This is a genomic window from Enterobacter cloacae complex sp. OE43NF, from assembly GCF_023544405.1.
Taxonomy (GTDB): domain Bacteria; phylum Pseudomonadota; class Gammaproteobacteria; order Enterobacterales; family Enterobacteriaceae; genus Enterobacter; species Enterobacter cloacae.
The window spans coordinates 15,691-27,534 of record NZ_JAMJFW010000026.1; the positions used below are offsets into that span (position 1 = coordinate 15,691).

General features: G+C 57.5%; 11 protein-coding genes. 10 read left to right on the forward strand and 1 reads right to left on the reverse strand.

What is annotated here, in order from left to right:
* Positions 1 to 367 precede the first annotated feature (367 nt).
* From arcA to gbpA, 10 genes are all read left to right on the forward strand, one after another.
* Entirely contained in the window at positions 368 to 1,588 is a 1,221-nt protein-coding gene (gene arcA / locus M8370_RS13605; RefSeq protein ID WP_038985625.1) for an arginine deiminase, read from the forward strand.
* A gap of 9 nt (positions 1,589 to 1,597) precedes the next feature.
* Complete coding sequence (locus tag M8370_RS13610) at positions 1,598 to 2,509, forward strand: carbamate kinase (RefSeq protein WP_013095370.1); 912 nt, start codon at positions 1,598 to 1,600, stop codon at positions 2,507 to 2,509.
* 92 nt (positions 2,510 to 2,601) lie between these two features.
* Entirely contained in the window at positions 2,602 to 3,606 is a 1,005-nt protein-coding gene (gene argF, locus M8370_RS13615) for an ornithine carbamoyltransferase (RefSeq protein ID WP_013095369.1), read from the forward strand.
* 47 nt (positions 3,607 to 3,653) lie between these two features.
* On the forward strand, positions 3,654 to 5,057 hold the full coding sequence (locus M8370_RS13620; protein WP_095440210.1) for a YfcC family protein: 1,404 nt from the start codon (positions 3,654 to 3,656) through the stop codon (positions 5,055 to 5,057).
* Between the two features lie 75 nt (positions 5,058 to 5,132).
* Entirely contained in the window at positions 5,133 to 5,612 is a 480-nt protein-coding gene (locus M8370_RS13625; RefSeq protein ID WP_013095367.1) for an arginine repressor, read from the forward strand.
* A 100-nt stretch (positions 5,613 to 5,712) separates the two neighbouring features.
* Positions 5,713 to 5,817 (forward strand): pyrBI operon leader peptide, encoded by a 105-nt coding sequence (locus M8370_RS13630; RefSeq protein WP_022646880.1) that lies wholly within the window; start codon positions 5,713 to 5,715, stop codon positions 5,815 to 5,817.
* Positions 5,818 to 5,851: 34 nt separating this feature from the next.
* The gene (pyrB, locus tag M8370_RS13635; RefSeq protein WP_250021191.1) at positions 5,852 to 6,784 is read left to right on the forward strand and encodes an aspartate carbamoyltransferase; all 933 of its coding nucleotides are present in this window, start codon (positions 5,852 to 5,854) and stop codon (positions 6,782 to 6,784) included.
* A 12-nt stretch (positions 6,785 to 6,796) separates the two neighbouring features.
* Positions 6,797 to 7,258, forward strand: coding sequence for an aspartate carbamoyltransferase regulatory subunit (gene pyrI / locus M8370_RS13640; RefSeq protein ID WP_013095364.1), 462 nt, complete (start codon positions 6,797 to 6,799; stop codon positions 7,256 to 7,258).
* Between the two features lie 74 nt (positions 7,259 to 7,332).
* Positions 7,333 to 7,719 carry a 2-iminobutanoate/2-iminopropanoate deaminase gene (gene ridA, locus M8370_RS13645; protein ID WP_006810315.1) on the forward strand — a complete coding sequence of 129 codons (387 nt, stop codon included), beginning with the start codon at positions 7,333 to 7,335 and terminating at the stop codon, positions 7,717 to 7,719.
* Positions 7,720 to 7,850: 131 nt separating this feature from the next.
* Complete coding sequence (gene gbpA, locus M8370_RS13650) at positions 7,851 to 9,305, forward strand: N-acetylglucosamine-binding protein GbpA (RefSeq protein WP_250021192.1); 1,455 nt, start codon at positions 7,851 to 7,853, stop codon at positions 9,303 to 9,305.
* Positions 9,306 to 9,395: 90 nt separating this feature from the next.
* On the opposite strand, the gene M8370_RS13655 is transcribed toward gbpA, so the two are convergent.
* Entirely contained in the window at positions 9,396 to 11,780 is a 2,385-nt protein-coding gene (locus tag M8370_RS13655; protein ID WP_250021193.1) for a beta-N-acetylhexosaminidase, read from the reverse strand.
* Positions 11,781 to 11,844 lie beyond the last annotated feature (64 nt).

Genomic DNA, 11,844 nt, shown 5'->3' on the forward strand with positions numbered 1-11,844 from the left:
AGTCAAAAATAGTTAATTGGCTATTGTGCATAGTCATTCCGCACATCAAATAAAATCATTTAAAATCAATAGCATAATCAAATATGTCAAAACATTAAATTCTACAAAATAATAACAACCTCAAATAATGCCAACGGATCCTGCTTAGCTATTCACCGGCTAATAATATCAAATTAATCATTATCTGATGCGAATCATGCAAATGAAAACAAACTACTCAATACCTAATTTCACGTGAGCAACATCACAATACGGTTTATTTAAGCGCCTACTATTGACCACGAAATCAATTGAGCTTAGCCGCCATATCATTACACGAATATGGCGCATGCCCTTTTTATTCTGAAAAACAGTTAAAGGAATAATTATGGAAAAGCATTATGTCGGTTCTGAAATTGGTCAATTGCGTAGCGTGATGCTGCACCGCCCAAATTTAAGTCTTAAGCGCTTAACGCCATCAAACTGTCAGGAGCTGTTATTTGATGATGTGCTCTCGGTTGAGCGGGCGGGTGAGGAGCATGACATTTTCGCAAACACGCTGCGCGAGCAGGGTGTGGAAGTCCTGCTGTTGACCGACCTTCTCACTCAAACGCTTGATATTACAGAGGCGAAAGCCTGGCTGCTGGAGACGCAAATCTCCGACTACCGTCTCGGGCCAACCTTTGCCAGCGACGTGCGCGGCTGGCTGGCAGATATGCCGCACCGGGAACTGGCGCGCAGACTGAGCGGCGGATTAACCTACGGTGAAATTCCGGCGGCGATTAAAAATATGGTGGTGGATACCCACACGGCGAATGATTTTATTATGAAGCCGCTGCCAAACCATTTATTTACCCGCGATACCTCGTGCTGGATTTATAACGGCGTCTCCATTAACCCGATGGCCAAACCGGCCCGCCAGCGTGAAACCAATAACCTGCGAGCCATATATCGCTGGCACCCGGCATTCGCCGATGGCGAATTTATTAAGTATTTCGGCGACGAGAATATTAATTATGACCACGCCACCCTGGAGGGCGGCGACGTATTAGTGATTGGCCGCGGCGCGGTATTAATTGGCATGTCTGAACGCACCACCCCGCAGGGCGTGGAGTTCCTCGCTAACAGCCTGTTTAAACATCGCCAGGCCGAGCGCGTGATTGCCGTTGAGCTGCCAAAACACCGCTCCTGCATGCACCTCGACACCGTCATGACCCACATCGACGTGGACACCTTCTCCGTCTACCCGGAAGTGGTGCGTAAAGACGCCCAGTGCTGGACGCTCACCCCGGACGGACGCGGTGGCCTGCTGCGCACCCAGGAAACCGACCTGCTGCACGCCATCGAGAAAGCGCTCGGCATTAATCAGGTACGCCTGATCACCACTGGCGGCGACGCCTTTGAAGCCGAGCGCGAGCAGTGGAACGACGCCAACAACGTGCTCACCATCCGCCCGGGCGTGGTGATCGGCTACGAGCGCAACGTCTGGACCAACGAGAAATACGACAAAGCGGGGATCACCGTGCTGCCTATCCCGGGCGACGAACTGGGACGCGGTCGCGGCGGCGCGCGCTGCATGAGCTGCCCACTGGAACGCGACGGAATTTAAGGAGCCACTATGGAACGAAAACCCACTCTGGTTGTGGCCCTGGGCGGCAACGCATTGCTCAAACGCGGCGAACCGCTAGAAGCCGAGATCCAGCGTAAAAACATCGATCTCGCGGCCCGTACCATCGCCGGGCTGACGGAGCAGTGGCGCGTGGTGCTAGTGCACGGCAACGGGCCGCAGGTCGGGCTGCTGGCGCTGCAGAACAGCGCCTACGACAAAGTCGCCCCCTACCCGCTGGACGTTCTCGGCGCCGAAAGCCAGGGGATGATCGGCTACATGCTCCAGCAGGCGCTGAAAAACAGCCTGCCCCAGCGCGAGGTGAGCGTCCTGCTCACCCAGGTGGAGGTGGACGCCGCCGACCCGGCCTTCAGCAACCCGACCAAGTACATCGGCCCGGTCTACAGCGAAGCCCAGGCAAAAACGTTACAGGCAGAGAAAGGCTGGGTGTTCAAGGCCGACGGCAGCTACTTCCGCCGCGTGGTGCCCTCTCCGCAGCCGAAACGCATCGTTGAGAGCGATGCCATCGCGGCGCTGATCCAGCGCGACCACCTGGTGATTTGCAACGGCGGTGGCGGCGTGCCGGTGGTGGAAAACGCCAATGGCTATCACGGCATTGAGGCGGTGATCGACAAAGACCTCTCCGCCGCCCTGCTGGCACGCCAGATTGAGGCGGATGCCCTGCTGATCCTCACCGATGCCGACGCGGTGTACCTCGACTGGGGCAAACCAACCCAGCGTCCGCTGGCGCAGGTGACGCCGGAACTGCTCAAGGGCATGGCGTTCGACGCCGGTTCAATGGGGCCGAAAGTGGCCGCCTGCCGCGAGTTTGTTGAGGCCTGCAACGGGATTGCCGGGATCGGCGCGCTGGCCGACGGCGCGGAGATCCTCGCGGGCGAGAAAGGCACGTTGATTCGTAACTGAATAACTTCCCCCTCACCCGACTCTCCCTCTCCCCGTGGGAGAGGGCCGGGGTGAGGGCACCAGACAGCAAAATTTTAAAAAGGATTTCCCACATGACCATCAACCTGAAAAACCGCAACTTCCTCAAACTGCTGGACTATACCCCGGCGGAGATCCAGTACCTGATCGACCTCGCCATCGAGCTGAAGGCGGCCAAAAAAGCCGGGCGCGAAAAGCAAACGCTGGTCGGGAAAAACATCGCCCTGATTTTTGAAAAAACCTCCACCCGTACCCGCTGCGCCTTTGAAGTGGGCGCATTTGACCAGGGCGCGCAGGTCACCTACCTCGGCCCAAGCGGCTCGCAGATTGGCCATAAAGAGTCGATGAAAGACACCGCCCGCGTGCTGGGCCGCATGTATGACGGCATCGAGTATCGCGGCTACGGCCAGGCCATCGTCGAAGAGCTGGGCGAGTACGCGGGTGTGCCGGTATGGAACGGCCTGACTGACGAGTTCCACCCCACCCAAATCCTCGCCGATCTGATGACCATGCTGGAGCACTCGCCGGGCAAAACCCTGCCGGAGCTGAGCTTTGCCTATCTGGGCGACGCGCGCAACAACATGGGCAACTCGCTGATGGTCGGCGCGGCCAAAATGGGGATGGATATCCGCCTGGTGGCACCAAAGTCCTTCTGGCCGGAAGCGGGGCTGGTTGAGCAGTGCCGCGCCATCGCCAAAGAAACGGGCGCACGCATCACCCTTACCGACGACGTAGAAGAAGGTGTGCAGGGAGCCGATTTCCTCTACACCGACGTGTGGGTCTCCATGGGCGAGCCGAAGGAAGCCTGGGCCGAGCGCGTCAGCCTGATGAAGCCGTATCAAATCAATGCGCAGGTGATGAAGGCCACCGGCAACCCGAACGTCAAGTTTATGCACTGCCTGCCGGCGTTCCACAACGAACACACCAAAGTGGGCCGCGAAATTGAGATGGCTTACGGCCTGAAAGGGCTGGAGGTGACGGAAGAGGTCTTTGAATCACCAAACTCTATTGTCTTCGACGAAGCAGAAAACCGTATGCACACCATAAAAGCCGTCATGGTGGCGACACTCGGCGACTAATCACCGCCCGGCGCGCCACGGGGTGCGCCGGGGTTCAGGAGAACATCATGGGCAAGTTTAAGTTTCCCTCCGCTTACACCATTCTCTTTTTTCTGATTGCCGTCGTGGCCGTGCTGACGTGGATTATTCCGGCCGGACAGTACCATATGGCAATGAACGAGGCGCTCGGCAAGGACGTGCCGGTTGCCGGGACCTACGCGCACGTGGCGGCCCACCCGCAGGGGCTGGTTTCCGTACTGATGGCTCCCATTGCCGGGCTGTACGATCCGGAGTCCGGCCAGGCCGGGGCGATCGACGTAGCGCTGTTTATCCTGATCATCGGGGGATTTCTCGGGATCGTCACCAAAACCGGGGCGATCGACGCCGGGATCGAGCGCGTCACCACGCGATTACGCGGGCGTGAAGAGTGGATGATCCCGATCCTGATGGCGCTGTTCGCCGCAGGCGGCACCATCTACGGCATGGCCGAAGAGTCACTGCCGTTCTACACCCTGCTGGTGCCGGTGATGCTGGCCGCCCGTTTTGATCCGGTTGTTGCGGCCTCCACCGTGTTGCTCGGCGCGGGGATCGGCACGCTCGGCTCTACCATCAACCCCTTCGCCACGGTGATCGCCGCCAACGCCGCCGGGATCCCCTTCACCAACGGGATCGCCCTGCGCGTGGCGCTGCTGGTCATCGGCTGGATCATCTGCGTGGCATGGGTAATGCGTTACGCCCGTAAGGTGCGCCAGGATCCGTCTCTTTCCATCGTTGCAGACAAACAGGAAGAGAACCGCGCCCATTTCCTCGGTAACAAGGACGCACAGACGCTGGAATTTACCCCGGTGCGCAAAATCATCCTGGTCATTTTCGCCCTCGCCTTCGCGGTGATGATTTACGGCGTGGCGGTGCTGGGCTGGTGGATGGCGGAGATCTCGGCGGTGTTTCTCGCCAGCGCTATTATCGTGGGGCTTATCGCCCGCCTGAGCGAAGAGGAGCTGACCTCAACGTTTATTAACGGCGCACGAGATTTGCTGGGCGTCGCGCTGATTATCGGCATCGCCCGCGGTATCGTAGTCATCATGGATAAGGGCATGATTACCCACACCATTTTGCACAGCGCGGAAGGGCTGGTCAGCGGGTTATCCACGGTGGCGTTTATCAACGTGATGTACTGGCTGGAGGTGGTGCTGTCGTTTCTTGTGCCTTCTTCATCCGGCCTGGCCGTTCTGACGATGCCGATCATGGCACCGCTTGCCGATTTCGCTAACGTCAACCGCGACCTGGTAGTCACGGCTTACCAGTCAGCCTCCGGTATCGTTAACCTGGTGACGCCCACCTCCGCGGTGGTTATGGGCGGGCTGGCTATCGCCCGCGTGCCCTATGTGCGCTACCTGAAATGGGTGGCGCCGCTGCTGGGGATACTCACGGTGGTGATCATGGTGGCGTTAAGCCTGGGGGCAGTGTTGTGATGTTTTGACGTTGTAGGCCCGGTAAGCGTAGCGCCACCGGGCGTTTTGTTTCAGCCACTTACATGGGAAATAGTTATGACGGAATATGGTGATTACTCTCCAAAAGAACAGCTACAGCTGACGGTCTGTCAGCGCCTGATCGCAGAAAAGAGCTATCTCTCCCAGGAAGAGATTCGCCGCGATTTGCAGGAGCGTGGTTTTGAGACCATCAGCCAGTCCACCGTTTCACGTCTGCTCAAGTTGCTTGGTGTCATAAAAATTCGAAATGCCAAAGGGCTAAAGATTTATTCGTTGAATCCTCTTCTGCGCCCTGCCCCCGACGCCGCACGTACCGTTTCCGAAATGGTGGTCAGCGTGGAGCATAATAGCGAATTTATCCTTATTCATACCGTGGCCGGATATGGCCGCGCGGTGGCGCGCATTCTGGATTATCACCAGTTACCGGAAATTTTAGGCGTGGTTGCCGGAAGCAGTATTGTCTGGGTCGCCCCCCGGGTGGTGAAGCGTACCGCGCTGGTGCATAAGCAAATTAATTATTTACTCAGAACGCATTAATATTCATAAAGAACCGTTTGCATTGAGTAAAGCGTGCATTAAATTGCTTGATCCGGACATCGGGGTGCGTATAATGCCCGACAATTTGCCGGGAGGAAGCATGGTCAAGCGTGTTCGACATAACGTCTTACCGCGTCTGAAATCAGACGCTGGCCTGCCGTTTTTCTTCCCGTTGCTAAACCTATTCCCAGAGCCCCTCATTTGAGGGGCTTTTTTTTGCCCGGCGTCAGGAGATAAACATGAATCCGCTTTATCAAAAACACATCTTTTCCATAAACGACCTCAGCCGCGAAGAGCTGGAACTGGTTCTGGAAACCGCGGCAAAACTGAAGGCCAATCCGCAACCGGAGCTGCTGAAGCACAAGGTGATTGCGAGCTGCTTCTTTGAAGCCTCGACCCGCACGCGCCTCTCCTTTGAAACCTCCATGCACCGCCTGGGCGCGAGCGTGGTGGGCTTCTCAGACAGCAGTAACACGTCGCTGGGTAAAAAAGGCGAAACCCTGGCGGATACCATTTCAGTGATCAGCACCTACGTTGACGCGATTGTAATGCGCCACCCGCAGGAGGGCGCGGCCCGTCTGGCGACAGAGTTCTCCGGCGGTATTCCGGTGCTGAACGCCGGTGACGGTGCCAACCAGCATCCGACGCAGACCCTGCTGGATCTGTTCACCATTCAGGAGACCCAGGGCCGTCTGGAAAACCTGAACATCGCCATGGTGGGTGACCTGAAATATGGCCGCACGGTTCACTCCCTGACCCAGGCGCTGGCGAAATTCAACGGCAACCGCTTCTTCTTCATCGCCCCGGACGCGCTGGCGATGCCGCAGTACATTCTCGACATGCTGGATGAAAAAGGCATTCCGTGGAGCCTGCACGCCAGCATCGAAGAGGTGATGGGCAACGTGGATATTCTGTATATGACCCGCGTGCAGAAAGAGCGTCTGGATCCGTCCGAGTACGCCAACGTGAAGGCGCAGTTTGTGCTGCGCGCCAGCGACCTCGAGGGTGCGCGCGACAACATGAAGGTGCTGCACCCGCTGCCGCGCATCGATGAGATCACCACAGACGTGGATAAAACGCCGCACGCCTGGTACTTCCAGCAGGCCGGAAACGGCATCTTCGCCCGCCAGGCGTTACTGGCACTGGTTCTGAATCGCGAATTGGCTCTGTAAGGGGAAACGACAATGACACACGATAACAAACTCCAGGTTGAAGCCATCAAACGTGGCACCGTGATTGACCACATCCCTGCGCAGGTCGGTTTTAAGCTGCTGACGCTGTTTAAACTGACCGAAACCGACCAGCGCATCACCATCGGCCTGAATCTGCCGTCAGGCGAAATGGGCCGCAAGGACCTGATCAAGATCGAGAATACCTTCCTGACCGACGAGCAGGTTAACCAGCTGTCGCTGTACGCGCCGGACGCCACCGTTAACCGCATCGACAATTACGACGTGGTGGGCAAATCACGCCCAAGCCTGCCGGAGCGGATTGAGAGCGTGCTGGTTTGCCCGAACAGCAACTGCATCAGCCACGCGGAGCCGGTCTCCTCCAGCTTCGCAGTGAAAAAACGCGCCGATGACATCGCACTCAAATGCAAATACTGCGAAAAAGAGTTTTCTCATTATGTGGTGCTGGCCAACTAATTGAGGTTGGTAAAGGATCCCGGCCTCCCTATAATGGCCGGTACTCTTAAATCAGCTGTTATTCTGGAGAAATCATGACCAAAGTACTCGCGACGGAAAATGCACCAGCGGCTATCGGCCCATACGTTCAGGGCGTTGATCTGGGTAGCATGATTATTACCTCTGGCCAGATCCCGGTGAACCCGAAGACCGGTGAAGTGCCAGCCGACGTAGCGGCGCAGGCGCGTCAGTCGCTGGAAAACGTGCAGGCGATCGTGGAATCCGCAGGCCTGAAAGTGGGCGACATCGTGAAAACCACCGTTTTCGTGAAAGATCTGAACGATTTCGCCACCGTTAACGCCACTTATGAAGCATTCTTCACCGAGCATAACGCCTCTTTCCCGGCGCGCTCCTGCGTGGAAGTGGCTCGTCTGCCAAAAGACGTGAAAATTGAAATCGAAGCGATTGCCGTACGTCGCTGATTGATAGCAGCAGAGAATGGGCGGTTTCGGCTGTCCATTTTTTTTGGATATTTTTCCTCTCACCACAGCATGACCTTCCCCACCCGCCATTAATAACATCACCCTGCGTATTTATTATTAATGGACTAACAATGAAATTATCAAAAATTGCCCTTGCGATGGCGACCCTGACCGTTGCCTCATCCGCTTTAGCGCACGGATATATTGAGTCTCCTGCCAGCCGCGCTTATATGTGCAAGCTCGGTCAAAACATTGACTGTGGCTCCGTTCAGTATGAACCGCAGAGCGTGGAGAAAACCTCCGGCTTCCCGGGCGGTGCGATGCCGCCAGACGGCCAGCTTGCCAGCGCGGGGATTGCGAATTACTCCCAGCTGGATAAACAGAGCCTGAACACGTGGACGAAAAGCCCCATGACCGCCGGCCCGCATGAGTTTGTCTGGTATCACACCGCGCCGCACAAAACCACTAACTGGCGTTACTACATCACCAAACAAAACTGGGATCCGAATAAACCCCTGACCCGCGATCAGTTTGAATTAACCCCGTTCTGTACCGTGAATGGAAATGGCCAGGCCCCCGCGATGCGCAAAGCCATGACCTGTAATGTACCTGCGCGAACGGGTTACCAGGTGATTTATGGCGTCTGGGAAATAGCGGATACCTCAAACAGTTTCTACCAGGCCATTGACGTTGATTTTGGTAACGGCGGCAATGTTACCCCGGATGACGGTGCCAGCATCGAATCAGAGTGGAGCAAAGCCCTCAGCGGCCAGATTGCGGGAAATAACCTGAACGTCGGCGATAAGGTCATTGCCCGCTTCTTCGACGCGCACGGTGAAGTGACGTCCATGCGCACGGAAATGACGATCGCCACGGCCGCGCAGGGGGATGCCAACCAGTGGTCGTACGATCTGGCGCAGAAAATTAACACCGCGCACCAGGACATTCGCGTCGGCGTGAAGGATGAGGGCGGCGAGATTAGCCCGGTCCATGGAGCGAACAGCGTATTCGTCAAAGAGGGCAGCGCCCTGCAATCCGTTGCGATTTCGTACGAAGAGCAGAAGGCAGAGGTCAATGAAACCATCGCCGTCAGCAATTTGCACTACAGCAAAATCGAGAACGGCAATGCGACCGTCACCTTCCATGTGAATACCCACGGTTACGTCGATTTCGAAGCCCACGTCATGAACCATCACGGGGCGGAAAAAGGGTATCTGAAGCAGGAGATGAATAACGTGAATCAGGACGTCACCCTGACGCTGACCGGCGTTGAGGCGGGTCACCACATGCTGAAGTACTACGCCACCAATAAAGACGGCACGCTGTTTGCGCAGGATGTGCTGAACCTGATGCTGGAAGAGGAAGCCGCGGCGGACAACAGCACCAGTCAGCATGATTACATCTTCCCGGATAACATCGCGTCGTACAAAGCAGGCACCGTGGTGCTGCAGCCAAAAGACGGTAAGACCTACCAGTGTAAGCCTTTCCCGTACAGCGGCTACTGCGTGCAGTGGAGCAAGTATGCGACCCAGTTTGAGCCGGGCACCGGTTCACACTGGAAAGAGGCGTGGGTGCTTAAGCACTGAGTCGTCTGATTCCCTCACCCCTGCCCTCTCCCAAAGGGAGAGGGTGTATTAATTCCCTCTCCCCCTGGGAGAGGGTTAGGGTGAGGGGGTCTACTGATTCCGCGTCGCGCGCAGCAGCGTCTCCAGCGGGTACACCGCCGCAATCACCACTTCGTCCTGAACCTTCGCCGTGTTATCCAGCTCGCTCTGAATTGAGGCGATCTCTTTATCGTCCAGCGTGCCCTGACGCGCCACCAGATCGGTGAGCCTCAGGCCAATCGAGGCCAGCTTATCCACCTCCTGAATCACCGGCTTGATCGCCTTCAGCTGATAGCTGTTTTCACTCAGTGCCAGCGCGTCGCTGGTATTGCTCTGCCAGCGGTTAAACACATGGCGCAGCGCGTCGGCACTTTCGGTATCCTCGGCGTCGCTCACCAGACGGTCGGCCCATTTGTTCATCTGGCGCACGGTGGCGCTTTCGGCATTCAGCGCATCCGCGAAGCGGTTAAGCGGCTCAAACTGATGGTAGTTTCCGGCCTGGAATTTGAGATGCTGACGGGTGTAATACTGCGCAGGCTCCACCGCCTGGGCGAGGATTTGCAGCGGCAGCGTATCGGCATTCCCGGCAAGGCGCGTGAACTGCACCTGCTGCTGGGTGTGCTGCTGCAGCCCGACCGAGACCGTCGACCAGCTGTCCATCGCCTGCAGGCGGGTGTACATGTTGTCGACATCGGTAACATCCTGCGCGGACCATAACCGCTCCGCCACCGCAAAGGTACGCGGCCACAGACGGATATCCAGCACCGGTGCCACCACGTTTTCCGCCCACAGCGCGGCTTCTCCGCCAAGCAGATTAACCTGATGCGCGATATCTGGTACCACCGGCGGAGTGCCTTTAGGGACCTCATCCAGACGCGTGCCGCTGATCGGGTAGCGGACATTCCCCACCAGGAAATAACCCGTGAGCTTATCGTTATCAACCGACACCACCGGGCGCGTTTCGCCCATCCAGGTATCAACGGTAAACGTCACCTGATTGTCATCGCGCCACGCAATGTTATCCACCTCGCGGCGGGACTTGCCGGCAAAATCAATAAATCCGCGCCAGCCGGACTCCCCTTTCACCAGCGTAAAGCTGCCTTCGACCGGCTTGCCTTTCAGACGCGGCATGGAGAAGGCCCAGCTCTGGGCGCTGTCGGTGTCGGCAATCACGTCCACGCCGTTTAAAGCCTGCGGCACGATCTCATTGCGGTAGTGGTAAGCGGTGGACTGCGGCTGATCGAGATAGAAGCCCGTCGAGAGGATCCCTTTGTAGCCGTTCTGCGCCACCTGTCCCAGCGCATCCTGCCCCTGCCAGGACTGGATCAGAATGCTTTTGGGCAGATCGGGATGGTAGATCTCATCCCAGCCCACCATCTGCCGGTGGTGTTTTTCAAGGATCGTTTCCAGCTTGCGGTTGAAATACGCCTGCAGCGCGTGGCTGTCCGCCAGCTTGTGGTCGCGCATAAACTGCTGAATGGCCGGATTCGCTTTCCACTGGCTGTCGTCCACCTCATCGCCACCGATGTGCAGATAAGGATCGGGGAAGATCGCCGCCAGCTCGCTGACCATCGCGTCAACAAACGCGTAAGTGGCCTCTTTGGTCGGATCCAGCACCGGCTTTAAGACTCCCCAGTGGCGCTCCATTTCGTACGGCCCCGGCGCGCTCATCAGCGCCGGGTAGGCCACGGCAATGGCCGAGGCGTGGCCTGGCATATCGATCTCCGGCACCACGCGGACACCGCGATCGGCAGCATAGCGGACAATCTCGCGCATCTGCTCTGGCGTGTAGAACAGCCCGTCGCTGGCAAGCTGGGTCAGCTTAGGATAGCGCTTTGAGCTGAAGCGCCAGCCCTGATCGTCGGTTAAATGCCAGTGCAGCACGTTGAGTTTTGCCGCGGCCATACCGTCGATCTGGCGTTTGATATCCGCCAGCGGGATAAAGTGGCGCGCCGAGTCCAGCAGCAGCCCGCGCCACGGGAAGCGCGGGGAATCTTCAATGGTCACCCACGGTACAGAGGTGTTTTCCGCGCCGTTTTGCACCAGCTGGAGCAGCGTTTCCATGGCGCGCAGCGCGCCGAAGCGGGTGTTGGCGGAGATATCCACCCCGTTGGCATCCACCGTCAGCCTGTAGCTTTCGTCGCTGTCCGGCAGCGGCTGCGGCTTCACTTTTTTGGCGATGGCAATGCGGATGGTCGGTTTTTCGGGTTTGTCGGCCTGCGGCTGCAGCGTCCAGCCGGTTTGCAGGGCAATGCGCTGGCGCAGGCGGTTAACGGCGTCACCGAGATCGTCTCCGCTGACGCTTACGGAGAGTTGATTATTAAGCACCAGCGCGCCCTGAGTGGTCGGGCGTTCAACCTTCGCAGGCCAGGGCATCAGGGGAAGATCGCCTGCCGGGGCGGCAAACGCAGACGCGCCGAGCAGCAGCCCGGCGGTTAAGAGGCTGTACCGTAACATGAATGTTCCTTATCTGACGGGCCAAATATCCCCGTCATACTTCAAGTTGCCTGTGCGTTGGCTG